Genomic DNA, 25,237 nt, shown 5'->3' with positions numbered 1-25,237 from the left:
CAGCCTGAACCTGATATTGAATCGGTGCTGCCATGGAATGTTAAGTTAGGCTAGACGTCTTTTACAAGACAGTTACATTGTATAAGCTGGTATTGCTTTACCACTGTGTCGGTCTGTAAGCCAAAATGGCCTAATGAATAAGTGAATGTTGCATCTTCATTGGCAATACGGCTGCTATGCAAGCCGCCGATCGTGCAGCTCCCTGTGGAGCATATAATCTGATCAATATAGCTTTTAATAGAATACACCTTCGACCCAAGTGGCACATTATAAAGGCTATCTAAAAACGGATTATTGACCGATAAACCTGCCGAACCACAGGTTGAACTCCATAAATTGAACGGGTAGTAGCCACAGCTTTTTAAGCCTAAAAAGGCGCCGGCGATCCCCACGAAGGTATCGACTTGGTTGGCCGCTGCTAACTTATCAATTTGCTGTGCGGCCAATGTTGCACCCATTGAATGGCCGATAACATCAATTTTACCTGTGCAACTGGACGCTAAGGCACTTTGAATGGCTTGACGCACAGGCACCTCTTCGCTACCGCTATGGTTATTACAAGCGGCGCAGTTTTACCAACTCCAGCAGATAAACGTGGTCTCAGCGAGAGTTTAAAATGGCATTATCAAGGCGCTCAAATGAATTAATAGTGGACTATTTTGATGTTGAGGAACGCAGAGTATGTCTTTTTAAAACTCGCCCTTAGGGAATACCCCAGCGAACATTGCGCTACTTTTTCGGTATTTGAAAGGGGAAAGCCATTCCTTCATAGCGAGGCCTTGCTCAACATTCGCTGGATGTATTCTGAGCTCAACTTTTATCTGCTGGAATTGGTATTACCCCAATCCGGTTTATAGATTTCGCTACTACTATAACCATTACTCAATAGATAGTTGTAAGTATTATCCCAACTTGCTGGGGTAGCAGTATTGCCGTGGACTAACACAACGGCATCTTTACATGCTAATGCGCTAAACGGTATCAGCATACATATCAACGAGCTGATCAGGAATTTACGACACTTCTTATTTTTTGACATTATCGTGACCTCTTTTATTGTTGTTAGAATGGTAACGATACTTAATATAGATGCGCCAAGTGGAAGCTGAAATAGTACTTTAGCACTGTGATTTTATTAAAATTTGGGCGAGTGTAGGTCAATTTGCGTGAGGTATTTATAAGAAAGCCCCCGATTGGGCGTCAGGGGTAAAGCCAGATGTGGGAGGTTCAGGGCTAAAATTGCTCTTCGTAACGACTTACTTCTGCATATACTAAACTGCTGCCATCTCGCTGTAATAGCAGTATTTGATAAGGCATAAATTCATCGCCCATCTCCATACCTGGGGAGCCAGTTGGCATGCCTGGTACCGCAAGGCCGATAGCTTTTGTTGGCACATCGTTTAAAAACTGTTTTATAAATTTACTCGGTACATGCCCTTCAAATACATAACCATTTTCAGAAACTGCACTATGACAAGAACGGTAGCGCGGAGATATATCGAAATTAAACCTTACTTCTTCTAGGTCCGGTAAATTGACTGCGCTGGTGGATATTCCTTGCATTTCTAGATGGCTTATCCATTTTTTGCAACAGCCGCAAGAGGGTGTTTTGTAGACCCTTAAGCTGACATTTTTCTCACTTTGAGTGGAGTCAGGAATGTGTTGATTTGTTTGCTCTAGAGACTTCGGCACAGGCTCTGAACAACCTATTAATACCGACAATGCTAAAGTGAGTAAAAGAATAATATGCTGTGAATGCATGTACACCTCGTTATTTTGACCAGTGAATATGAGCAATTTTCCATAGAGCATCGACTTTCTTAAGCACAATGGTTTCAAAGCCAATATAGTCTAAGGTATTGTCTTTGTATTCACCCTGGGTTCGCTTTCTGGCAATCGAGTAAGCAAGGTCGCCTAACACATAGACTTGTTGCTCTAACGGGGTACTGTTCATCTGAGCTAAAAACTTCATATCGGCTAACATATGGTGGTTGGCATATTCGTCGGCTGAGCGCTCGACACCACCTTCAAATATTAACACATCATCAGCCAGTGTCGCCCGGGCAGCGGCTTGGTCACCTTGTTTTAAAGCTTGATGAAAAGCGGTTACGGTTTTTGCGGGTGCTAACGCTAGACCGACAAACATGGGATCTTTTGTTTCATGCACTTCATTGCCATGGGCATAAATATTTAATGAGAATGATGCGCAGAATATGACTGCGCTTGCTTTTAATGTATTACGTACAGTATTTGTTAACATGTTTTTGCCTTTTTTATTGTAATTGTTAACTGCATTTAATGCATCACAGGTCCCACTAAGGTGGTAAATATACTGGTGACGAGTAACACGCCAATGCAAATGAAGCCTTCGAGCGCGATGGACTTTTTGAGCGGTGAAGGGTTATGGCTGCGGAGCAACTCAGGTACCAAAGAAAATTTATGCCATGCGCCTACCAGTAACATACTGCTGACTAAGGTTAATTTGAGCAAAAATAATTGCCCGTAGCCGGAAGTAAATAACTCGCCAACTGAGCCGAGTAGCTGCACAATTAATATACCGCCGCATATGATCAATATGGCGACTATGATCATAGCGATTTGCCCGTATTGATGCATGATAAGGCTAAGCTTATCGCTGGGGAGTAGGCGACAACTTATATATAGTGGCCATAGCGCACCAGCCCAACTCGCCATGGCGATGACATGCAAGGTTAATAGTACTTGTGCTGTTAATCCCAGTTCGGCCGGGTGACCTGAAAGGGAAAAACTTGCCGCGAGTATCAAGCCAAATATCAAGCCTAAGGCGTATTGGCTCGGTTTGAAACGGCTTCGAGCGGAGTTAAGGGAGATCTTACGTTGGCTTAGGTGTATCCATAACAGCCACCCGATTATTAATACTAGGCCCAATATCCGCCACAAGGTTTGCGTGCCCAGCACAGATTGCCAAGCGATGTTTAGCATCATGCTGTCAACCATGCCAGATAATCCAGCTTCTGCCATTGAGCCGGCCTGCAATGGCAGGTACAACAGGGCCGCAATCAGGGATGCAGCGAGCCATTTTAGTTGCCAACGATAAATAATCGAGCAATATTCATCATTGCTGCTCGTGCTACCCCTTTGGCCTTTTACCAGCATGTAGGTAATCAATAAGCCACCGAAGAAAGCAGCTACGCCCATATAACTAAGCAGTTTTGTTAGTAGTAATAAAATTGACCAAGTGGATATATCCATTAACTTGCGTTACCTAGTGCTTATGTGCGTTGTGAGAGGTATCTTCCATAGGCATATCATTCATCATGCCTTGCCCGTGCAAAGTAAATTGATATTGGCCAGATATTTTATGTCCGTCTTCACCTAAGGCGACCCAATTAACCCCATAGGTGCCTGCTGCAAAGCTGGGTAAAGGCCACTCATACATTGCCCCAGCGTCCGCATTTGCCTTGAAACCAAATTCCACAGGAGCTTGATTGTCAGCATTGATGCTCACCTTAATGAGGCGAACTTTATCACTGAAGGTCAGTGATAAATTGCTCGGGCTTTGCACCAGCATAGCGTCCTGTGCCGGAGATGCCTGCTTAAGCCCAACATGGGCCATACTTGCGGTGCTGATAGCCAATCCTAAAATACATGTGGCAATTTTTATTCTTCTCATTGGAACCTCATTGTTTTTAATAATGTCAATCATGATTAAAATAGGGGGTGGGAGACGAGGATTCGATTAAAACCAAAAACGCAATCCTGCCACCACACTGGTATTACTCACTTCTTCATTTTTAGCGCGAGCAAAGTCAGCACTATTGCCGTATTTTTGGGTCCACTCAATACCGACGTAAGGAGCAAACTGACGAGAAAATTCATAGCGTAAACGCATACCCGCACTGAGCGCCGAAAGCCCTTTCCCCACACCGTTTATTTCATCGTCTTTACCATTGATGCTCATTTCTACGCGGCTTTGTAGTACCCAGCGCTGCGTAAGCAGCAACTCGTATTCAGCTTCTGCCGAAAGTGCAGTGCGGCCATTTTCACCCACGTAAGCGCCGATATCGACTTCAAACCAATAGGGAGCGAGCCCTTGTAAACTTAATGCTAACCACTGACGACTTTCGCCCTCATCGTATTGATCAAATCTTACCCCTAGCTGTGTATCCCAGTAGGCAGTGACAGCATGGGACCACAATAGCTCAGTTTGACTTTCTACTAGCTGGCCTTGAACTACGTCTCCTTCTGCTTTTACGACTGCACGCTCAAAAGTAGTGCCATACCACCCTTGCACGTCATAGACAGTGCTGTTTTCATCGTTGTTGTACTCTAGTCGGTCACCTAATACTGACCAAAAGCTGTGTTCGTCCGCTAAGGTAAGGCGCTTTGGGATAGCAAGCGCATAGGGTCCGTCCGTTAAGGTATAACCTGATGAATAAGCATGGGGATCGCGGGCATTCGCGGGTGCCTCCCCGCCTTGAGGTTGCATTTTCATTGCACTGTGATCCATGGTGTCCATGTCCATCTTGCTGTGATCCATGGTGCTTTGGTCCGTGGCGTCCATGTCCATCTCGCTATGGTTCATCTTACTGTGATCCATAGCGCCTTGATCCGTGGCGTCCATGTTCATCTTGCTATGGTCCATCTTACTGTGATCCATAGCGCCTTGAGCCATGGCGTCCATGTCCATCTCGCTATGGTCCATTTTACTGTGATCCATTGCGCCAGATGCTTGCTCTTGTGCAGCGGCGTTTTGCTCAGAATATTGCAGCGCCTCAACATTTTGGCTGGTCAACAAAGCACTGCAAGAGAATAAGATACCCGCAGCTGAAAGCGTATTTAGAGGATTAATCATGCGACCACCACTTCACGGAACATGCCCGCGTCCATATGAAATAAAAGATGACAATGCCAAGCCCAGCGGCCCACATCATGAGGCGTCGTTAAGAAGCTAATTCGCTGTGCCGGTTGTACCGGAATAGTGTGTCTTCTTACTTGCACTGCCGATTGTTGGTTTTCTAAATCACTCCACATCCCATGTAAGTGCATCGGGTGCGTCATCATAGTGTCATTTTGCAAAATGACCCTGACACGTTGATTGTGCTTCATATGTACCGGTGTACTTTCGCCGAATTCGAGTCCATCAATTGACCAGCTGTAGCGTTCCATATTGCCCGTTAAATGCAGCTCTATTTCTGCCTCCGGCTCACGGTGGTCAGTAATACCAGCCAGAGAATGCAAATCAGCTAAGGTGAGTACCCGGCGTCCGTTCTTTCTTAAGCCAATACCTGGGTCGTCTAAATTAGTACGTGGCATATCGACGCGCATGTCTACCGACGGGCCATATTCGGTGCTGGCATGGCGCACCGTGCTTGATGCGACAGCCAAAGAGCCACTTTGCATATTGTGTTGGCTATGATCCATTGACGGGTTCATCGCTGACCTGTTTGACATATCGCCCATCATGTCAGACATGGTGAGCCACTCCACCGGATCCAGTGCCGGAACCGGGGCGTCTAGACTTTCTGCTATGGCTAAGGTCCCACGGGCGTAGCCACTACGGTCCATGCTTTGCGCAAACAGGGTGTAGGCATCATTTTTAGGTTGCACAATGACGTCATAAGTTTCTCCCGGGCCAAAACGAAACTCATCGACGCTGACCGGCTCAATGTTTTGTCCATCAGCCTGAACAACAGTCATTTTTAATTCAGGAATGCGCACATCGAAAAAGCTATTGCTTGAGCCATTAATAAAGCGTAAACGCACTTTTTCACCGGGTTTGAAGATACCCCGCCAATTGCCCATAGGCGTAGTGCCATTCATTAGGTAGGTCAGGGTAGCGTTAGACAAATCCGCCAAATCTGTGGGACTCATACGCATCTCGTTCCACATTTTGCGGTTGGCTAATGCGCTGTTTAAGCCATTTCTAGATACATCTTTAACAAAGTCTTGCACCGTAGGTTGATTGAAATTGTAATAATCACTTTGGGTTTTCAATTTGCCGAATACTTTCATCGGATTTTCATCCGTCCAGTCAGATAACTGCACCACAAGATCCCGATCGCTTTGAATAATGTCGGTTTCTCTTGGCTCGATAATTAACGCGCCATACATGCCGGTCATTTCTTGAAAGCCACTGTGAGAGTGGTACCAATATGTGCCACTTTGATTTAAGGTGAAGCGGTAGGTGAAGGTTTCACCCGGCATAATACCGGGGTAACTCAAACCTGGCACACCATCCATCTGGTAAGGCAGAATAATGCCATGCCAATGAATGGAACTCGGCACGTTCAAGCGGTTTGTTACATTAATAGTAACTTCGTCGCCCTCGACGAGACGAATCGTTGGCGCAGGTATAGTGCCATTTATGGTGGTTCCCATACGCACAACACCGGTGAAATTGACCGGGGCAGCGCCAATTTCTAAATTAATAGTCTTTCCACTCAGTTGTGGTGCATAGCCTGTCGAGGTTAAGTCCTGAGAGCGAGGCGCGCCGTGCAATACCGTGGGAACCGAGGTCAATACTCCGCCGATTGCCAATCCTTGCACAAAGCGGCGACGTGGTAATGACTCAGGAAACTGCCGAGTAAACGAATTCATTATTTATCACCTTTAACCTTTATCTTCTATTTCAATGCTGCCAGTCTACTTAAATGCACCTGTCACCGACATGACGCAAAGATGACAAAGTTGTAATCTTACGGTCACCTTGCTGTTAGGTAAATTAGCGCAAGCTTATGAACATCTACCAAGGCTAAAACTGAATATGCGATTACTGATAGTAGAAGATGAAGTAAAAACCGGTGATTATCTTAAGCAAGGCTTAACTGAATCCGGGTTTATGGTGGCATTAGCGCGTAATGGCTTAGATGGGCACCATCAGGCGATGACCGAATCCTTTGATGTGATTATTTTAGATGTCATGCTGCCCGATGTGAGTGGCTTGCGCATAATACAGTCTATGCGTGAGGCGAATAATCATACACCCGTCCTTTTTTTGTCAGCACGAGACAGCGTTGACGATAGGGTAAAAGGCCTTGAATTAGGCGCTGATGATTACTTAATCAAGCCATTTGCTTTTTCTGAGGTACTCGCGCGGGTACGCACATTACTCAGACGTGGTCATATTGCGCAAGTGCAAGATGAACTGCATGTGGCCGATTTACACTTGGATTTGCCTAGGCGTAAAGTGATGCGTAATGGGACGAAAATTTCCTTGAGCCATAAAGAGTTTTGCTTACTTGAATTATTGGTGCGCAGACGTGGAGAGGTGCTACCTCGTTCGCTGATTGCATCTCAGGTGTGGGATATGAATTTTGACAGTGACACCAACGTTATTGACGTGGCTATTCGACGCTTACGGGCAAAAATTGACGATAACTTCGAGCCGAAATTAATTCATACCGTTCGTGGTATGGGTTATAAGTTGGACGAAGAGGAAACTGATGAAAATAGTTAGTCGAAGACCCATGTCACTGACTATTAGAGTGGTGTTGTTTGTCGCGATAACCATCTCAGTGTGTCTTATTTTAGTACGTCATTTACTGATCAGCTCGATTGAACATCATTTTATCCAACAAGATGGGGAAGAACTCGCTGTTATTGTCCATTCCATCGAAGATATCTTAGTACAGCACAATGGACAAGTTGCTGAAGAACAACAGAGTTTATCGCTAGCTGTGGCGGGACATCACGGAGTCTTCTATCAAGTTTCTATGGGGGATTGTAGGCCTTTCTTCAGTAATTCAGAATTAGATTTCGTCGATGCGGCGAAAGAGGCGCCCGTATCCACTCAATTCAATCAAAGTGACATTCAGCACTGGCAGCTCGGCGACAATATGTATCGAGGAGTAGTGACGTTAATTAAAACTCCGAATGTAGAGTATCGGGTTATCAGCGCTATAGACATGAGTTTTCACACGCATTTTCTAACGGAATTACGACATAGTTTATGGTACATATTACTTGGTTCATGCCTACTCACATTATTAGCAGCATGGCTTGCTGTATATCAAGGATTGAACCCTTTGCGTGGTTTGAGTGACAAAATGAGGCATATTCAAACCAATAAGCTCGACGTGCGGCTAGATAAACATGCTGTGCCTTTAGAACTAGAAGATATGGTCCACTCGTTCAATCATATGCTTAATCGCCTCGAAGAAGGATTCCAGCGCTTATCTCATTTTAGTGCTGATATTGCCCACGAATTGCGCACCCCTTTAACAAATATTATTACTCAAACCCAAGTGAGCTTGTCTAAAGTACGCACTAACGACGAATATCGTGACTTGTTATTCTCGAACTTAGAAGAACAAGAGCGTTTGAATAAAATGATCAGCGACATGCTATTACTGGCTAAGAGTCAAAACGGATTAATCAAGCCGCAAAAACAGAGCTTGTATCTTAAAGATGAAATTAACGCCTTGTTTGAATTCTTTGAAGCGTTAGCGGAAGAGTCACAGATTAGATTACAACTAATAGGTGACATGGCTTATGTCAGTGCCGATCAGACCTTGTTACGTCATGCGCTGACGAATTTATTATCGAATGCGATCCGCCATACTTTGGCTGGGGAAACCGTCACCGTTCGACTTAGCGAACAAAGCCCAGATATGATCAGTATTTCGGTACTCAACCCGGGCGATACAATTCCTCAGGAACATTTAACACACCTGTTCGACCGCTTTTATCGAGTTGATCCATCCCGCCAGCGCCACAGTGATGGTGCAGGTTTAGGGTTAGCCATCGCCAAAGCCATCATCGAAGCCCAGGGGGGGATGATAAACGTAGCATCAGCAAACGGGCAAACTGAATTTAGTATCTTGCTGCACAAGACTTTCTAAACGAGATAATGCGAGGGCTGGCCCGCACTCGTTGGCCAAATAAGAGAAATACTCACTCTGTAACATCTTATGTATCAGCCCATTATGACTCTGATAATGTGAATTATTTTATTATGAATCATATGGTTAGTTGTGATTTTATTTCTTAGTTAATACTAACTTTGTGTACCAATAAGTTTGCTTAAGCATGGTTGAAAAAGTAGAATAACAATGATTCTCATTTGTTGTGTGTTGCTCGGTCTGCTACAGGCGGGTGAGCGTACAACAAAGGCATATAATATTTCTAAGGCAATACACTTGATGACACTTTCCCCCCTTTATTTACAAGGCTTACGCTCTTCACTCACTTTGCGCCAAAGCCTGTTGGGCTCAAAAGTACTCGTATTAGCTTTGCTGCTTATGATGAGTACGTTTTTTTCTGCCTCTACTTCGGCGCAGCAATTGGGCCAGATTGATCCGGTAAAAGAAAGCCGTCAAATATTGCAGATGGCGGAATATATCGGAGTTGATTATTCTGAGGCGGTAGTTGATGGGGAAGTCGCAAGTGAAGATGAGTTTGCTGAGATGCAGCAATTTGCTAAGCTAATATTACAAAAAGGTACTGTGTTGCAAGATGCCAATTTGGCAGATTTTGATTTAAACCAAACGTCAGTGATGGCCAATGCCCAGGCTTTACAACAAGCCATTTTAGCAAAATCGTCGATGGATCAAATTCAAGAACTTACTCAGCACATGCGTCAGCAGTTATTGGCCATGTCACCAGCATTGCAATTACCCGCTAATTTGTTACCAAAACCTCAGATAGAAAAATTATTCGAAACTAACTGTTCTTCTTGTCATGGCCCCGCAGGGGAGGGTAATGGCCCATTAGCGAAATCATTTAGCCCGCAACCAACGGACTTTACCGAGAAAGAGCGCGCGTTAAATCGTTCGTTGCTTGGTTTGTATGATGCGATTAGCGCAGGTTTAAACGACACGGCCATGCGTGCTTTTACCGAACTCAATGATCAACAACGTTGGTCGTTGGCATTTTATGCAGGCAGTCTAGCGTTTGCCCAAGATGCTCAGGGGACTGAGACCACTCATAATCAGCAAACGTCTAAAGCGCCTCATCTTAAAATTGCTCTGCAAAGCTGGATAAACAATAACCCAGTTCAAATTGCTGCCCAACACGATAATTTAACGTTGGCCGATGTCGAACAATGGCGCGCCACACCGGCGGTCTTTTTCAGCCCGTCTGACTCGCCTATTATTACTGCCAAAACTAATTTAATCGCCGCGGTAGATGCTTATCAAAAGGGTAATTTGTCACAGGCTCAGACGTTAGCGGTTAGTGCCTATTTAGACGGTTTCGAGCTGATTGAGAATAATCTAGACGCCAGAGACAGCGGTTTACGTAGAACAGTTGAAAGTCAGTTATTAAACTTTCGTAATGTACTTAGTGTTGCATCAAATAACGAACAAGTGAATGTAGAGTTACAGCAAATCCTAGCTCAGCTTGATCAAGTGGATAACAAGTTATCTGGCGAAGTACTGTCGAACAATGCGATGTTTTCTGCATCATTAATTATTCTGCTGCGAGAAGGCTTAGAAGCACTACTAGTTGTGATCGCGCTTATTACGGTTCTTATCAAGACCCAGCGCCAAGATGCTATCCGTTATGTGCATTATGGTTGGATTACAGCGTTAATTGCTGGTGGCGTGACGTGGTGGGCAGCACAAAGCCTAATTAACATCAGCGGCGCTTCACGAGAGGTAATGGAAGGTGGGGCAGCGTTACTCGCCGCTGTTATTTTATTTTATGTGGGTTACTGGATGCACAGTAAAACCCAAGCATCTCAATGGCAACAATATATTCAAAACAACGTAGAGCGTCATTTAGGTACCGGCACACTGTGGGGCTTAGCTGGACTCGCGTTTATTTCGGTTTATCGTGAGGTTTTCGAAACCATTTTGTTCTACCAATCTTTGTTAACGCAGTCTGTTGGTGACGGTAGCCAAGCAAGTTATGTGTGGTACGGGCTAATTGCGGCTGTTGCGATACTGGCGCTTATTACGTGGCTAATGCTGAAGTATTCTCTGAAACTTCCCATCGGGCGCTTCTTTTCGCTTAGCGCGTACTTTATGCTTATTCTCGCTTTTGTATTGGCAGGTAAGGGCATATCCGCTTTACAAGAAGCCGCCGTGATTGCTATTACCCCTTTCCCAATGGACGTCTCGGTAAGTTGGCTAGGCATATCAGCCACATGGCAAGGAGTATTGGCCCAAAGTGTACTGTTGATGCTGTTTGTGATTTTGTTATCACGCAAAGAGACCAGTCCTGATACGGTTACGTAAACGTAAAAATCACATATAAAAAAGGCAGATAATTGGGGGTCACTTCAATCATCTGCCTTTTTCGTTTTTGTGCCTCTACGTACTTAGCTCTTTTGAGCACGCACTCTTTAGAATGCGTGACCTAATGGCTAATCGTATTTAGTAGAAACTAACTTTAGCTTCGATACCAAATATACGCGGTTGGTTAACGATACCGGTTAGGTTGTTAAAGTCGATTGCGCCTTTTACGTTCTCTTCATCCGTGATGTTACGACCGAACAATGCAACGGTGTAGTTATGTTCGAAGTTTTCGTAACCGATGCGTAAACCGCCTTCTACATTTCCGTCTGTTTGAAACTCAACTGACTCGTATAAGAACAAGTTAGTGTCGCCTTGGTATGCCCAATCCGTATATGCAAAGAATTCACCATCGTTACCCATAGGGACTGCATAACGCGCCGTAAAGGTAAAGATTGATTCAGGTGCCTGTGGGAATGGATTACCATCAATCGAGGCGTTAAAGCCATTAGGACGTGGGTCTAGTACAGTACAGTTGCCTGTTGAGCCAAACGCTTCGCTAGCACCACAAGGCAATACGGTTAACGTATCGTCTTTTATTTCGGTTTTGTTGTAGCTGTAGCCTGCGGTTAAGGTTAAGTAATCGTTGGCCACGTATTGAGCATCAACTTCAAAACCATAGCCCGTACCTTTATCAGCATTGACCAAGGCAACGTTATTCGCCCCACCACCGATTGCAGAGAACTGCATATCATCGATTTGATAATAAAAAGTAGCGGCGTTAATACGCAAAGTGTTATCAAGCAAGTCTGATTTAACGCCAAATTCTATAGAATTAATCGTTTCTGCATCCGCGACTGAAGGCGCACCTTCAAAAGCAACGTCTCGCCCCTGAATTGACTGAGCTCTAAAACCATTGGCAAAGCGAGCAAACAGTGACGTATCTTCGTCAACTTTGTAGTTTGCGCTTAGCTCCCAGCTGATTTGACCATCATCAACATTGATATCGTCGTAATCTTGGATTTGGCACTCTGTTATTCCGTCCCCATTAAAGTCTGCAACCAAACAAAAACCACCAACGTTTTGTTCGCCAACCCGCAAGGATTTTTTGTCGTGCGTGTAACGAATGCCACCAGTGACATTCAATCGTTCGTTGATTTCGTAAGACGTTTGACCAAACACCGCCCACGTAGTGTTTTCATGAAACACCGTAGTGGCACCATAAAGACCATCGACGCTGGTGACGTTAAATGATGAATCATAATAAAATGCACCTGTTTGCCAGCTAAGGGCGTCATCGGTTTCACTGGCTAGGCGGATTTCTTGGGTAAATTGTTCAAGGTCGTTTAGGTTATCTTGAGTTTTTGCATCGAATGCGATTGAGCCAGGGAAAGTTAACTCGGTTGATCCGTCGCCATTTATATCTGCTGGAGCAAAGAGAACCACACCGCCATCAATATCCCCAAGACTTGAGCCATCAGCTTCTTCATATGCTGTGATTGAGGTAAACGACATGTCGTCCATGCCCACTTCAAGCTTAAGTGATGCACCGTAGTTGCTGTATTCTTGTGGATTGTTATCTGGACCGTTTCCATCGATATCGCCATCGTAATAAATTTTGTCACGGTCGAAGTTTTGATTTAAATCGTTGCTGCCTTTGGTAAATACGTTTGCACGAAAGACTGAGGCAGTTCCGTCAAGCTCACGACCATGCACGTTTAGTAAGGCCGAAAAGTCTTCACTGGGTGAGTATAATAACTGTCCACGCCAAGCTTTTTCATCAAAGCCGCCAAAGGCATCATTTTCGCCGGTGTAACCGTTATCGATCCAGTCTGAACGGTCTTGTGATAACACTGAGAAACGACCTGAAAGGTCTTCAGCTAAGCCGCCACCAACAGCACCCTCGACATTCACAGTACCTAAGTTACCAACGCTCATTTTCGCGTAAGCATCAAAATCTTCAGTCGGTTTTACCGAATCAAACTTAACAATACCTGCTGTGGTGTTACGTCCAAATAACGTGCCTTGTGGTCCGCGAATAACTTCTACTTGCGCTACATCGAACAAAGGGAAGCTTTTCAGGCTTACGTTTTCTTTTACTACGTCGTCCATCACAATGGATACAGGCTGAGATGCGGCTAGGTCGAAATCTGTGTTACCTAGGCCACGAATATAAAAACGGGGGGCAACACGGCCGTTAGACGATTCTGCATAAAGGCCCGGTACACGTACTGCCAGGGCGAGAATATCGTCACCACCAGAAAAAATGCTTTCGAAACGCTCTCCGTTTAAGGTGGCAATTGAAATGGGCACTTCTTGAATACTTTGCGTACGTTTTTGCGCTGTAACTGTGATCTTTTCTAAGCCTTTGTCTTTTGCCGCAGGTGCTTCCTGAGCGTTAAGAGCATGGCTGAAAAGGGCACTGTGTATACAGACCGCTAATGCTGCTTTAGATAAGTTGGTCATTGTGTCACCGCTAGTAAATGTGTGGTTATAGTATGTGTGTATCGCTGCGATATTATCATCGCATTTCTTCGCTTCTCGAACAGTTAATCCTCAGTTTTATCAATTGATTGAATATTACCCGCTAACAGAATCAGCTTTATTCGGATAACGCGTTGAAAAAACTAGGCGAAGCTGGCGGCATATTGTGCCTAAGTATGGCGTTAAAGTCTTGCAAATTTCATCTTGCTTTGACCAAGAGTAGGTGTCTTATTGTGTATACAAGTCATGAATGTTTTTGGGTGAGGTAACCGTTAATTTGAAAAAAAAGCACGCAATATACTACGTGCTCTGGCGAATATCGCTGTCACAAATCGCACACGAACCTGTATGAATGCACATAACAACCGAACAAATTAGCTAAAATATGTAACTGAACTACCAAGTGTTTTAAGGACACACAAGCAGGCATCCTATGCCACACATGGGTGTCATATTATTGCAATATTACTGTCACCTATACGTCATGTAGCTGTAATAAAAATGCCACGAGTAACCCCTATCCTTTGCGCAAATTCTTAATGAAATAGACTAACCCGAAAGGTTTACGCTGTTTCGACACTTCCTTCCAAATAGGGTTTGCGTACATGAAGTCTACTACAACGTTATCAGCCAGCTTACTCAGTGTAAGTTTGCTTTTATCTGCATCTGGCTATGCCCAAGAAGATGCATACATTAAGCCGGCCGTTGAAAAAGCGAAAGAGATCAATGACTCAGCCGCTACGTCTCAGCAAAAGATCAATAAGATTAATGATCAAATTGATAATAAATTGCAGCAGTTTAAGACCATTAACAAAGAGACTGAAGGGCTAGACGTATACAACTCGCAGTTACGCAAGCAGATAGCGAGTCAAGTACAAGAAATGGCTGACTTAAACGCTGCTATTGATGATGTCAGTGTTATCGAGCGTCAAATTACGCCATTAATGATACGCATGATAGACGGCTTAGAACAGTTCATCGCATTAGACGTGCCCTTTCTAGAGGGGGAGCGCGCAACTCGCATCGCTGGCTTGAAACAAATGATGGATAAAGCAGACGTTGCACCATCTGAAAAATTTCGCCGTGTAATGGAAGCCTACCAAGTCGAAATGGATTACGGACGTACGTTAGAAGCTTACGCCGGTTTACATACCATCGATGGTCAAGAACGTAACGTTGACTTCCTTCGCGTTGGTCGTACCGCCTTGATTTATCAAACGCGCGACGCGGGCATGCAAGGTATGTGGAATGCCAAAGCTCATCAGTGGGAAGCGCTACCGTCTAGCTATCGCACCCAAGTGACAAAAGGCCTGCGTATGGCCAAAAAACAAATGGCACCAGACTTACTGATGTTGCCTGTAGCGATCACGGATTAAGAGCACGATGAAGATGAATCAATTAATTAAAAATATCGCACTTACGTTGTTGGTTACATTAACGGCAACAACGGCCATGGCTGCTGACCCACTTCCTAAGAAAGAATCAGCACTGGATTTAGACGCACTGCTTAAGCAACTAGAGCAAGGTCAGTTTCAACAAACAAAGCAAAATACCCAGCGTGAAAAAGACTTTGCACAACAGCGCGCACAACAAGATCAAATGTTGCGTGACGCAGGTAAACAGCGTGACAATGCGCTGAATACCTCAGAAACGCTGGAAACTCAGTTTGAAGAAAACGAATTCAAGTTAGGCGATTTAAACGATGCCCTAACGAAGCGTTTGGGCTCACTAAAAGAATTATTTGGCGTGCTGCAACAAGTCGCTGGCGATACGAAAAGCAAGTTCTTTAACTCTGTTATTTCGGCACAAATTCCCAACCGTGCGCAATTCCTAGACCAGATGGCGCAATCGATGGGCTCAAGTTCTAAGCTTGCTTCTATCGATGAAATCGAACGTGTTTGGTTCGAAATGCAGCGTGAAATGACTGAATCAGGCAAAGTGACGCGTTTCAATACCGACGTTGTTGAAGCGGGTGGCGCTAAAGTAAGCAAGGAAGTGGTACGTGTGGGTACGTTTGCACTTATTGCTGATGGCAAATACCTCGATTATGAAGGTGCGACTCATTCATTAGGTGAATTAATTCGTCAGCCTGCAGGTCGTTACACCAACAGCGCTCAAGCACTACAAGCATCAAGCGGTGAACTGGTTGAATTTGGCTTAGACCCAACAGGGGGTTCAATTCTTAAGTTATTGGTGCAAGCACCGAGCTTAAAAGAACGCGTTGAACAGGGCGGTTTAGTTGGTTACATCATTCTTATCGTTGGTGCACTTGGTTTATTACTCGCACTAGAGCGCTTATTCACCTTGACCGTGATTAAAGCGAAGGTGAATAAACAGCTTAAGTCAGACAAGTTTACTGCGAACAATCCACTTGGCCGCGTTATGCAAGTACGTGACAAATATCCCCATGCTGACACCGAATCATTAGAACTTCACTTAACTGAAGCGATTTTGGGCGAGATACCTAAGTTGTCTCGTAACTTAACGATGATCAAGATCATCTCCGTGGTAGCACCGCTTATGGGTCTACTGGGTACCGTAACCGGTATGATCAATACCTTCCAAGCGATTACATTGTTTGGTACGGGGGATCCTAAATTAATGGCGGGCGGTATCTCGACTGCATTGGTCACGACCGTACTGGGGTTGGTTGTTGCTATCCCTATGACGTTGTTATACGCCATGCTTAACACCCGCTCTAAAGATGTTGTGTTCATTCTACAAGAGCAAGCGTCAGGTGTGATTGCCCAGCGTGCTGAGCGTATGGAAACAAGTTCAACGCCAAACGCCTAAGGTAATTAGCTATGTTGGAATTTTTCGAAGCAATACGTGATTTTACGGAAACAGGTGGCCAAGTTTTATTGGTCATCGGTTTGCTGATATTCGTCATGTGGTTGCTCATCCTAGAACGAGCGTTATACGTGTTCATCTGGCACAAGGCATATAAGAAAGAAACCATTGCCGCCTGGAAAGCACGTAAAGATCGTCGTTCATGGAATGCAGAGCAAATACGCCAAGCCATGATTTCACGGGTAAGCCTGCGATTAGGTGCAGGTATTCCTATTATCCAAGCATTAGTCGCCTTATGTCCATTATTGGGCCTAATGGGAACCGTCACCGGCATGATCGAAGTGTTCGATGTGATGGCCATTTCAGGTTCGGGTAGTGCTCGCTCTATGGCATCAGGTGTGTCTAAAGCGACCATTCCTACTATGGCAGGTATGGTCGGCGCGCTATCAGGAGTATTTGCCTCTACATGGTTGTCCCGAACAACGAAATCAGAACGTACGCATTTAGAAGACGCATTAACCATAGATCGCAAGTAGCTAGCCTACCGCGCCTAAGAAGAGACAGTTATGAAACAACATTTTCAAAATTTGATGGACGAAGAAGAAGCAGCAATCGACATGACGCCGATGCTTGATGTGGTATTTATCATGTTGATTTTCTTTATCGTAACCGCGTCTTTCGTAAAAGAATCGGGTATCGATGTTAACCGCCCCGAAGCCGCTACGGCAGTGAAAAAAGACCGGGCTAATATCCTGGTAGCTATCAGTGACAAAGGTGAAATCTGGATCAACAAACGCCGTATTGATGTACGCGCCGTGCAAGCCAATATCGAGCGTCTTCATGCTGAAAACCCACAAGGTACCGTGGTGATTCAAGCTGACAAAAAATCGACGACCGAAACCTTAATTAAGGTTATGGACGCCTCGCGCGCCGCCGGTATCACAGATGTCTCGATTGCAGCCCAAGAGCCCTAGACCATGCTTAGATATCTGCTAGCGATAGTTCTGTCAGCCATTGTGACCTTGAGCTTGTTTTTCGTCATGCAATCACTGATTAAAAGTGGTGGCAGTGCGTTAACCGAGCCAGCAAAGGGCAGTGTGCTGGATTTTGTTCGGGTGAAAAAAGAAGAATCCGCCCTGAAAAAAGATCGTAAACCTAAGAAACCGCCTAAGCCAGAACAGCCGCCTCCAGCAATGGAGCAGCCACAAATGGATTCTCCTACCCCGAACGCGGAAGGCAATGGCATGGACTTCGGTGCAGACGTGAATGAAGGGTTATCCCTCGACGGTGGTTTGGCACTTGAATCAGGCGATGGTGAGTATTTGCCTATCGTTAAAGTGGCGCCAGTTTATCCTCGTCGAGCTTTATCTCGGGGTATTGAAGGCTTTGTAATCGTTGAGTTTACTGTATCAAAACTAGGCTCAGTAAAAGATCCATTTGTGGTCGAAGCTCAGCCTGCTGACTTATTTAATCAAGCAGCAATTGATGCTGCGCTTAAATTTAAATACAAACCACGAGTAGTAAATGGTGAAGCGGCTGAAGTGGCTGGTGTACAAAACCGTATTACTTTCCAGATTGATGGTTAATTGGGGGCATGATGAGAGTAACAAGTAAAAAAAATAGTCACCTTTCATGCAAGGTTTTGGGATTAACGTTATGCGCCGTAATCGGCCTTGGGTTTAGTATATCTCCTTTAGCCATAAAAGGTGCCCAAGCCCAAGAAGCGAGCAAACGTGAAACACGCAGAACGCCAGCTCTTAGGGTTAAGGTGTACGATCAGTTGGCACGAGCTCAAGCCTTGGCCGATGAAAACAAGACCGAAGAAGCGTTAGAAGCGCTTGATAACGTCAAAAGTAAAGCCAGCTCAATGAACAGTTATGAGCAGGCGATGATGTACAACTTCTACGGCTTTGTTTACTACAATGTTGAGCGTTTTGATGAAGCCATTGCATCGTTCGAGCAAGTGGTTGAACAGCAGCCTATTCCGGAATCGTTCGAGCTAAGCACGTTGTTTAGTCTTGCACAGTTGCACATGATGCGCGGTAACTACGATAAAACCGTATTGTTTTTAGAACGCTGGGAAACGCTAAATGCCGCTGTTAATCCAAATAGCGAAATACCAGCCAAAAACTACGTTCTCAAAGCACAGGCAATGTATCAGCAAAAGTCTTACGACAAAGCGGCAAGCTTTATCGAAAAAGCCATTAAGATAGTCGAAGCAAAAGACGATATTCCTGATGAAAATTGGTATGTCTTGCAACGCGCTGTGTATTTCGAGTTAAAGCAGCCTGAGAAAGTTAAAGATGTATTACTCAAACTGGTCAAGCATTTTGATGAGCCTAAATATTGGGTGCAACTTGGCGGCATGTACGGCGAGTTAGGGGAAGAAAAACAACAGCTAGCCATTTTAGAAACCGCTTATCAGCAAGGTTATATTCAAAACGGTTCAGATATGTTTAACCTCGCGCAGCTTTATTATTATCATCAAATGCCGTTTAAGGGCGCGCGTTTAATTGAAAAAGGCTTTGAAAGCGGAGTTTTAGATAAAAACTTGAAAAATCTAAAATTTTTGTCTCAATGCTGGGTATTAGCGAAAGAGAATGATGAAGCGGTGCCAGTAATGAAAGCGGCAGCAGATTTGTCAGATGACGGCGAACTAGATGCCCAATTAGCACAAATTTACCTGAATATGGAAAAGTGGCGACAAGCTATCGCTGCATCAGAAACGGCGCTCAGCAAAGGTGGTTTACGTAATGAAGGGACAGTGCACCTTGTTAAGGGCATGGCATTTTTTAATGTGGATCGATACAACGACGCGCTCAATGAACTGGCGAAAGCACAAGCGTTTAAAAGCAGCAGAGGCATGGCGCAGCAATGGTCTAAATTTGTTGAGACAGAAAAAGTCAGCCGGGAGAAGCTAACGGTCTCACTTCCTCAATAACGTGCTTACTGTTCCTAACAGAACAAAGCATTAACAGAACAAAAGTACTAGCTGAACAAAAAACGAAAATTTACTCAGTATAATAAAAACGATAATTCTAATGTGTTAATCCACATTAGCAGAGAACCATTCGCCGCTTATGCCCTCGCTGAGCGGTTTTTTCTTTACTTCCAGCCAATTTATCCCTTCCAATTTAGACAAAAAATGAGCCACTTATTGGGTGTTGGGGTGCTCGGAGCGCGGTGCACGGTACTCGGTGCGCGGTGCGCGGTACGCGGCACTCGGTGCTCGGGAAAGGGTCAAGGTTCAGGGGATAGGGGACAGAGTCTAGGGTTTAGGATCCAGCTGTTGGAGTCACTGCATCATAATAGACGTTAATTTTTGCCAGCATGACGTGGTAACAATAAATCGACTTTTTGGTGAAGCATCTCTTAATGTGCATATCGATAACGCGTCTCGTTTTTTTCATCCAGCACGGGAATCTATCTTCGCTCTTTTTTTACGCAGTCTTACTTTCTTCTTACGAAAATTTTCTAAATGTAAACTTTGTGTTAATTGTACGTATATCTTTGTGTAGTCTTTATGACAATAAGGTGCAGTGGTTCGCTCATACTTGACACTATTGGGTATGTCACTTCGCCTTATACATAACCCAAATGGACACAATAACAATATAACCACTATATCGCCGTTGCTTAATTTTGTAGTAATCGTTGATATATAAAAAGGAAGCACATGAAGATAATACTATTGTTCACCTTACTATTGAGTAGCATGAATGCCAGTGCATTAATGATCAATTCTGATGTCACTAAGCTCAATGATCAGCAATATCAAGCTGACTACCAATTTCACAATGATTCGCAAACCGCCATAGAAGGGCTCACCTTATTCTTTCAATATGGATTATTCGACAACCTATCACTACTTACTAGCCCAATTGATTGGGACGTGTTTATCGCCCCCGCACAAGACATATTCGGTGTACAAGAAGATGGTTTTGTTGACGCACTCGCCCTTAGCATGCCCTTGCAGGCAGGTGAAACCCTAACAGGATTATCTGTCGTGTTCGATTGGTTGGGCAGTGCAGATTTAGTCAGTACCACCCAGCGATTTGAAACCTATGACGCGAGCTCTTTCGATGTAACAAGTGAAGGCGACTACCAATTAAGTTTGCCCCAAGCTGTAAGCGCACCTACGAGTGCCATGTTCTTTATCACGCTAGTGGGTGTGATTGCAGGACTGGCCGGGCGTATGCGTAAGTTGCGCAGTCTTGCGTTAGCCGGCGTTAAAGGCCAAGGCAACATAATAGATGGGGTGGCTGCATGAATATCTCCTCAGTAAACAACACGACGAGCGATTGTTCCCAGTCAAAAGTGACTTCTTTACGCAAAAGTATCGCAGTAGCACTGGGCACTGTGCTGCTAACGTCTTTTAGTCAGCCCCTGTACGCAGATGTAAGCATTGATCATCTCACCCTAAAGAACAAAACGAGGGTAGGGCGCAGCGATTTTCGCTATGAGTTTTCTGTTTTTGTTAAAAATGATGCCGATAGCGTTCGAGATATACAGATAAATGTCGCATCAAGTAACGCTAATTCCAACATACAATTTACGGGAGTGAGCATAGATGAAATGTCCGCTAATAGCGTACTTGAGTTAACAGAGCGATTGGTATTAATACAAAATCGTCGAGCACGATTTAACGAACAAGACTTAAGCTGGAACTTCGAATATCAGCCCAGCGGAAACGAAATCAGTGACAACTTCTCACCAGATTCTGCCTATCACACCTCAGAATACAAAAATTACTTTTTTGAGCGCGGTCTGGCAACACAAGAGCAAGTGACGGCAAAAATAAACGCGACCTATCAGCAACTCTTCGAATTAGTGCCAGACCAAGCAGGTGCAGAGCCAAGCAAAGGGGAGCAAATTTACCATGCTGATTTTGAGCAAAGTACCGATAACTGGCAATGGTACGCAGACAATGGAAGTGAAGTGAGTGCTGAGCTTTCCCAAATTGATGGGGCATTAGTTATTACACCAACGTGGCAAAGTGGTAGTGACGCGTTAGCGGTTTTGTCTAGCCCTTTCGAGCCTATTGATGCAACTGGCGGCGTTGATGTCGAATACAAAATGGCGGTTGATCAAGCGTATGCTGATGAAGGCTCGATGGCAGCTCAGCTCTTTATTCAAGACGCCTCGGGGGGGATCGGTTTTTTCGGTTATCGCACATTAACCCAAGGGGCTGAAACAACATTATTGATTAAGGGGCTGGGGCCAGATACAAACTTCGGTTATTTATCCGAAGGGTTCTACTTTAGCCAAATCAGCACCTTAGGTTTTCAGTTTTTAGCCAATGGAAAAAATGCTGATATTGGTGGCAGTCTAGCCATTTCAGAAGTAAGTATTTACCAACCAGTCGATGGCGGCGGGGTCGACATCTCTCCTGGTTTTGAAGAAACCTTTGATAACAGCATTTCACAGTGGAGTGCCAGTGCGAACAATGATAGTGCTATCGTGCCAACGTTGGCTATTAGTAATGAAATTGACGCTGAGGTTGGCGGTGATGGCCTGAGCAATAATGTGTTAGCGGTCAGCCCGAACTGGATAGCCGATACTGATGCATTTACCGTGAAGTATCAGCAGTTCAACGGGATTGATATCACTGAAGGGCGGGATATTAGCTTTGACGTCAAAATACCTGCAAATTACATTGAAGACGGCAATATGGTTGTGCAACTTGTTTTAGAAGATGCTAATTACCAGCCTGCTTTCTTAGGCTATACCATGGTAGCGGGACTCACCGCCGATGAGTTCGTTACATTACGTTTTAGCGATGTTAGCGCAACGACAGAATTTGGTTACGTCAGTGATAGTTTCGATTTTAGTCAGCTTCGTGGCATCGGTGTGCAATTTGTTGCAAATGGCAAAATGCCAACGGTGACCGGCGATATTCAAATCGACAATGTAATCATTGCGGGGCAAGCGCCTAGTGAGCCAGCACCTGAACTGTCTGATACAACCGTGTTATACGGCGTGGGCGATGACATGGCATTTATTAAAGCCATTGATACTAACGATATACGTTCAGAAGGCATGTCCTACGGCATGATGATCTCTGTCATGATGGACGATCAAGAAACCTTCAACAAATTGTGGCGTTTTACTAAAGCGAAAATGCAAAACACAACAGGTAATAGCAAAGACTTCTTTGCCTGGCGACTAAGTGGTAACGCGCCTTATAATGCTATCGATACCAACCCTGCTCCTGACGGCGAAGAGTACTTTGCTATGGCGTTATTCCTTGCTAATAACCGCTGGGGTAGTTCAGACGGTATATTTGATTATCAGCAAGAAGCGAATGATATTCTGCATGACGTTGTTTATACAAAATCTAATAACGCCAGCACAAGGCTTATGATGCATCCGGTCTATCAGCAAGTAGAATTTGTGACAACGACAAACGTTGAGAGCTTCTCTGATCCTTCATACCACTTACCTGCTTTCTACGAAATGTGGGCGTTGTGGGCCGATGAAAATAACGATTATTGGCACCAAACTGCCGAGATTAGTCGTCAGTATTTGGCTAAATCGGCGCATCCTGTCACAGGCTTGTTTAGCGATTACGCAAGCCATGAAGGCGTGCCGCAAACCACTAGTTTTAATCCTGATAGCCATAAAAGCGCTTACGATTCATTTCGCGTTATGGGTAATATGGCCATGGATTATCATTGGGTAAGCCAATCTGTTGAGCTTAAAGCGTTAGTCGAGCAACAAGTCAATTTCTTTGAAAAAGAAATTGCACAATACGGTGACTTTATCGCTGTATATGAAGTTGATGGCACTCGCGAGCCAGACATTAATTATCGCAGCCATGGCCGCACCGCAATGAATGCAGTGGGGGCCACAATAAGTGAAAATCCGTTTTCTACCGAAATGATCAACTACCTTTGGCAGCAAAATGCGCCAACCGGTATGTATCGCTATTACGATGGCCTGTTACATATGTTTGGTCTATTACACGCGGGGGGAGAATTCAAAATATATCAGCCCAGTAATCATGAGTAGTTAACCATTCCCGGAAAGCGCACACAAAAAAGCCGAGCATTTGCTCGGCTTCTCTTATGGTTCAATTTTCGTTACCGCTATCTTGTATTATCTGTAGTGCTTAATAAGCATTTTTATTGATAAAACCGCGTGTAACGGTCGCTAAAATAATCCGAATATCCAGCCAGACTGACCAGCGATGAATATAGTCTAAATCGTATTCAACCCGTTTAATCATTTTATTAATTGTTTCGGTTTCACCGCGAAAGCCATTGATTTGTGCCCAGCCGGTAATGCCTGGGCGTACTTTATGGCGCAGCATATAGCCTTCAATCAATTTACGATATTCTTCGTTATGGGCTACAGCGTGTGGTCGGGGGCCAACAACCGACATACGGCCCTGCAATACGTTAATAAATTGCGGTAATTCATCTAAAGATGTTTTGCGTAAAAAGGCACCTAAGGGGGTTATACGTACATCGTTTTTAGTGGCTTGCTGCACGCTATCACCATTATCTTGCACGGTCATGGAGCGAAATTTGTAGACCTTAATCATTTGCCCATCTAAGCCATAACGATTTTGTTTGAAAATAACCGGCCCTTTTGAAGTGAATTTCACCGCAAGAGCAATAAATAGCATCGGAATAGCAATCATTATTAGAATCAGTGAAGAAACAACAATATCCTCAAGTCGCTTTGTTATATCGCCTGCACCTTGAAAGGGCGTATCAAAAACGCTCAAGGTTTGTATTGAACCCACACTCTGCCAGCGAGCATTCAGCAGGTTATACATAAAGAAGTTCGGAATAATTGAAACGGTCGCGGTGGTATCACTGCACATATTCAAAATTTGCATAATGCGTTTTTCTGCACTCATCGGCATGGCAATGTAGATGTAGTCCACTTGACCTTCTTTGGCTAATTTAATTGCATCCTCAATTGTCCCTCTAACCTCGTGCTGAATTTCGTGGGGGATACGGGCCGGAGCGCGGTCGTCATACATACCACTGAAAATAATTCCCAATTGATCATTTTCTATAATTTGGGTCGCAAGGCTATAACCAGATTGCGTTGCACCAATAATGATCGCTCGACGGGTATTATGGCCTTTTTTACGGTGGCGGAATAAAATCTCACGAAATACTACTCGCCAGCCCACAAGAGTTGGGGCACACAAGACCAACCAAGACAAAATAACAAAATTCGAAGCGACAATCGTATCAGGGAAAATAAAAGCATATGTCGTGGTAACAAGAGAAGATACGCCCCAAGCGATCATATTCCACTTAATCATCAGGGTATTAGACGCGGTACGCCAAGAACGATATAAATCAACGGCTTCAGCACATAACATGTATGAAATAATACTGACAAAGAGCAACAGCAATTCAGGTGTGCTTATGGGCAATCCTTGATATAAAAGAACAAGAAAATACACTAAAGTAATAATGACCATATCGACTAAGCGATAGAGCGTCGAAAAACTACTTTGGTTACTCTGAATGATGCCGCCAGGGCTTTTGTTATGCATGTGTATCTACCATTAATGTTACGTATCACTGTTTAAATTTGTAGTATTGGGCAATGAAACATCCCAAACTATAGCTGTGTCGTTATTTTGCGACATTATTGTGTCGCTAATATCCAACAACTAATGTGCTACAAAATTAAAAAATTCCTTTTAACTTCAGTGCCTTGCTTAAACATCGAAGCTAGCGAGTACCCAGCCGCGCACATTATACCACGCTATTCTGTAGTATAATTACGACATATATTTGTTTTTTTTATGACATTCAGTATCGTTTATACAATAACAA

The 25,237-nt window shown here is 44.3% G+C and carries 20 protein-coding genes and 1 pseudogene; 11 read left to right on the top strand and 10 right to left on the bottom strand.

The features are described 5' to 3' along the window. Window positions 1–50 precede the first annotated feature (50 nt). The 8 genes and pseudogenes from GQS54_RS11535 to GQS54_RS11500 form a co-directional block, all read right to left on the bottom strand. Window positions 51–572 (bottom strand): annotated as a pseudogene (locus GQS54_RS11535) (lipase); the annotation flags it as partial. 245 nt (window positions 573–817) lie between these two features. Then, entirely contained in the window at window positions 818–1,039 is a 222-nt protein-coding gene (locus GQS54_RS11530) for a lipase family protein (RefSeq protein WP_240919911.1), read from the bottom strand. A gap of 194 nt (window positions 1,040–1,233) precedes the next feature. Then, window positions 1,234–1,761 (bottom strand): DUF411 domain-containing protein, encoded by a 528-nt coding sequence (locus tag GQS54_RS11525; protein WP_166424130.1) that lies wholly within the window; start codon window positions 1,759–1,761, stop codon window positions 1,234–1,236. Window positions 1,762–1,771: 10 nt separating this feature from the next. Next, the gene (locus GQS54_RS11520; protein ID WP_166424129.1) at window positions 1,772–2,260 is read right to left on the bottom strand and encodes a nuclear transport factor 2 family protein; all 489 of its coding nucleotides are present in this window, start codon (window positions 2,258–2,260) and stop codon (window positions 1,772–1,774) included. Window positions 2,261–2,295: 35 nt separating this feature from the next. Then, entirely contained in the window at window positions 2,296–3,231 is a 936-nt protein-coding gene (locus GQS54_RS11515; RefSeq protein ID WP_166424128.1) for a CopD family protein, read from the bottom strand. Window positions 3,232–3,244: 13 nt separating this feature from the next. Then, complete coding sequence (locus GQS54_RS11510; RefSeq protein ID WP_166424127.1) at window positions 3,245–3,652, bottom strand: copper resistance CopC family protein; 408 nt, start codon at window positions 3,650–3,652, stop codon at window positions 3,245–3,247. A gap of 66 nt (window positions 3,653–3,718) precedes the next feature. Then, on the bottom strand, window positions 3,719–4,519 hold the full coding sequence (locus tag GQS54_RS11505) for a copper resistance protein B (RefSeq protein WP_240919914.1): 801 nt from the start codon (window positions 4,517–4,519) through the stop codon (window positions 3,719–3,721). Between the two features lie 311 nt (window positions 4,520–4,830). Beyond that, the gene (locus GQS54_RS11500) at window positions 4,831–6,579 is read right to left on the bottom strand and encodes a copper resistance system multicopper oxidase (protein WP_166424125.1); all 1,749 of its coding nucleotides are present in this window, start codon (window positions 6,577–6,579) and stop codon (window positions 4,831–4,833) included. 166 nt (window positions 6,580–6,745) lie between these two features. Here GQS54_RS11500 and GQS54_RS11495 point away from each other — a divergent pair, with 166 nt between their 5' ends. The 3 genes from GQS54_RS11495 (at window position 6,746) to GQS54_RS11485 (ending at window position 11,159) form a co-directional block, all read left to right on the top strand. Next, window positions 6,746–7,438, top strand: coding sequence for a heavy metal response regulator transcription factor (locus GQS54_RS11495; RefSeq protein WP_166424124.1), 693 nt, complete (start codon window positions 6,746–6,748; stop codon window positions 7,436–7,438). Continuing rightward, a complete protein-coding gene (locus GQS54_RS11490; RefSeq protein WP_166424123.1) occupies window positions 7,425–8,822 on the top strand; it encodes a heavy metal sensor histidine kinase in 1,398 nt (465 codons plus the stop codon). The genes GQS54_RS11495 and GQS54_RS11490 overlap by 14 nt, the downstream gene beginning before the upstream one ends. 300 nt (window positions 8,823–9,122) lie before the next feature. Further along, window positions 9,123–11,159 (top strand): cytochrome c/FTR1 family iron permease, encoded by a 2,037-nt coding sequence (locus GQS54_RS11485; RefSeq protein WP_166424122.1) that lies wholly within the window; start codon window positions 9,123–9,125, stop codon window positions 11,157–11,159. A 138-nt stretch (window positions 11,160–11,297) separates the two neighbouring features. Here the strand turns inward: GQS54_RS11485 and GQS54_RS11480 are convergent, their stop codons facing one another. Continuing rightward, on the bottom strand, window positions 11,298–13,622 hold the full coding sequence (locus GQS54_RS11480; protein WP_166424121.1) for a TonB-dependent receptor: 2,325 nt from the start codon (window positions 13,620–13,622) through the stop codon (window positions 11,298–11,300). 623 nt (window positions 13,623–14,245) lie between these two features. On the opposite strand from GQS54_RS11480, the gene GQS54_RS11475 reads away from it, so the two are divergent. The 8 genes from GQS54_RS11475 (at window position 14,246) to GQS54_RS11440 (ending at window position 23,441) form a co-directional block, all read left to right on the top strand. Next, window positions 14,246–15,016, top strand: coding sequence for a DUF3450 domain-containing protein (locus GQS54_RS11475; RefSeq protein WP_166424120.1), 771 nt, complete (start codon window positions 14,246–14,248; stop codon window positions 15,014–15,016). Window positions 15,017–15,029: 13 nt separating this feature from the next. Next, window positions 15,030–16,433, top strand: a complete 1,404-nt coding sequence (locus GQS54_RS11470; protein ID WP_166424119.1) for a MotA/TolQ/ExbB proton channel family protein — start codon at window positions 15,030–15,032, stop codon at window positions 16,431–16,433. 11 nt (window positions 16,434–16,444) lie between these two features. Then, window positions 16,445–16,966 carry a MotA/TolQ/ExbB proton channel family protein gene (locus GQS54_RS11465; RefSeq protein WP_166424118.1) on the top strand — a complete coding sequence of 174 codons (522 nt, stop codon included), beginning with the start codon at window positions 16,445–16,447 and terminating at the stop codon, window positions 16,964–16,966. Between the two features lie 30 nt (window positions 16,967–16,996). Next, window positions 16,997–17,404, top strand: coding sequence for a biopolymer transporter ExbD (locus tag GQS54_RS11460; RefSeq protein WP_158768990.1), 408 nt, complete (start codon window positions 16,997–16,999; stop codon window positions 17,402–17,404). A 3-nt stretch (window positions 17,405–17,407) separates the two neighbouring features. Continuing rightward, complete coding sequence (locus GQS54_RS11455) at window positions 17,408–18,016, top strand: energy transducer TonB (RefSeq protein WP_166424117.1); 609 nt, start codon at window positions 17,408–17,410, stop codon at window positions 18,014–18,016. An 11-nt stretch (window positions 18,017–18,027) separates the two neighbouring features. Continuing rightward, complete coding sequence (locus GQS54_RS11450; RefSeq protein WP_166424140.1) at window positions 18,028–19,371, top strand: tetratricopeptide repeat protein; 1,344 nt, start codon at window positions 18,028–18,030, stop codon at window positions 19,369–19,371. Between the two features lie 735 nt (window positions 19,372–20,106). Next, on the top strand, window positions 20,107–20,700 hold the full coding sequence (locus GQS54_RS11445; RefSeq protein WP_240919910.1) for a hypothetical protein: 594 nt from the start codon (window positions 20,107–20,109) through the stop codon (window positions 20,698–20,700). Continuing rightward, the gene (locus GQS54_RS11440; protein WP_166424116.1) at window positions 20,697–23,441 is read left to right on the top strand and encodes a glycosyl hydrolase family 8; all 2,745 of its coding nucleotides are present in this window, start codon (window positions 20,697–20,699) and stop codon (window positions 23,439–23,441) included. The genes GQS54_RS11445 and GQS54_RS11440 overlap by 4 nt, the downstream gene beginning before the upstream one ends. A gap of 100 nt (window positions 23,442–23,541) precedes the next feature. Here GQS54_RS11440 and GQS54_RS11435 read toward each other — a convergent pair whose 3' ends face one another. Beyond that, on the bottom strand, window positions 23,542–24,951 hold the full coding sequence (locus GQS54_RS11435) for an undecaprenyl-phosphate glucose phosphotransferase (RefSeq protein ID WP_166424115.1): 1,410 nt from the start codon (window positions 24,949–24,951) through the stop codon (window positions 23,542–23,544). Window positions 24,952–25,237: the final 286 nt, after the last annotated feature.

The organism is Paraglaciecola sp. 20A4 (assembly GCF_011378905.1).
Classification (GTDB): Bacteria; Pseudomonadota; Gammaproteobacteria; order Enterobacterales; family Alteromonadaceae; genus Paraglaciecola.
This window is presented reverse-complemented; position numbering and strand designations above follow the sequence as displayed.

Excerpts from the sequence above, each read along its gene's own strand:
- GQS54_RS11530 (WP_240919911.1), bottom strand. The coding sequence starts at position 1,039 with ATGTCAAAAAATAAGAAGTGTCGTAAATTCCTGATCAGCTCGTTGATA.
- GQS54_RS11525 (WP_166424130.1), bottom strand. The coding sequence starts at position 1,761 with ATGCATTCACAGCATATTATTCTTTTACTCACTTTAGCATTGTCGGTA.
- GQS54_RS11520 (WP_166424129.1), bottom strand. The coding sequence starts at position 2,260 with ATGTTAACAAATACTGTACGTAATACATTAAAAGCAAGCGCAGTCATA.
- GQS54_RS11515 (WP_166424128.1), bottom strand. The coding sequence starts at position 3,231 with ATGGATATATCCACTTGGTCAATTTTATTACTACTAACAAAACTGCTT.
- GQS54_RS11510 (WP_166424127.1), bottom strand. The coding sequence starts at position 3,652 with ATGAGAAGAATAAAAATTGCCACATGTATTTTAGGATTGGCTATCAGC.
- GQS54_RS11505 (WP_240919914.1), bottom strand. The coding sequence starts at position 4,519 with ATGGATCACAGCAAGATGGACATGGACACCATGGATCACAGTGCAATG.
- GQS54_RS11500 (WP_166424125.1), bottom strand. The coding sequence starts at position 6,579 with ATGAATTCGTTTACTCGGCAGTTTCCTGAGTCATTACCACGTCGCCGC.
- GQS54_RS11495 (WP_166424124.1), top strand. The coding sequence starts at position 6,746 with ATGCGATTACTGATAGTAGAAGATGAAGTAAAAACCGGTGATTATCTT.
- GQS54_RS11490 (WP_166424123.1), top strand. The coding sequence starts at position 7,425 with ATGAAAATAGTTAGTCGAAGACCCATGTCACTGACTATTAGAGTGGTG.
- GQS54_RS11485 (WP_166424122.1), top strand. The coding sequence starts at position 9,123 with ATGACACTTTCCCCCCTTTATTTACAAGGCTTACGCTCTTCACTCACT.
- GQS54_RS11480 (WP_166424121.1), bottom strand. The coding sequence starts at position 13,622 with ATGACCAACTTATCTAAAGCAGCATTAGCGGTCTGTATACACAGTGCC.
- GQS54_RS11475 (WP_166424120.1), top strand. The coding sequence starts at position 14,246 with ATGAAGTCTACTACAACGTTATCAGCCAGCTTACTCAGTGTAAGTTTG.
- GQS54_RS11470 (WP_166424119.1), top strand. The coding sequence starts at position 15,030 with ATGAATCAATTAATTAAAAATATCGCACTTACGTTGTTGGTTACATTA.
- GQS54_RS11465 (WP_166424118.1), top strand. The coding sequence starts at position 16,445 with ATGTTGGAATTTTTCGAAGCAATACGTGATTTTACGGAAACAGGTGGC.
- GQS54_RS11460 (WP_158768990.1), top strand. The coding sequence starts at position 16,997 with ATGAAACAACATTTTCAAAATTTGATGGACGAAGAAGAAGCAGCAATC.
- GQS54_RS11455 (WP_166424117.1), top strand. The coding sequence starts at position 17,408 with ATGCTTAGATATCTGCTAGCGATAGTTCTGTCAGCCATTGTGACCTTG.
- GQS54_RS11450 (WP_166424140.1), top strand. The coding sequence starts at position 18,028 with ATGAGAGTAACAAGTAAAAAAAATAGTCACCTTTCATGCAAGGTTTTG.
- GQS54_RS11445 (WP_240919910.1), top strand. The coding sequence starts at position 20,107 with ATGAAGATAATACTATTGTTCACCTTACTATTGAGTAGCATGAATGCC.
- GQS54_RS11440 (WP_166424116.1), top strand. The coding sequence starts at position 20,697 with ATGAATATCTCCTCAGTAAACAACACGACGAGCGATTGTTCCCAGTCA.
- GQS54_RS11435 (WP_166424115.1), bottom strand. The coding sequence starts at position 24,951 with ATGCATAACAAAAGCCCTGGCGGCATCATTCAGAGTAACCAAAGTAGT.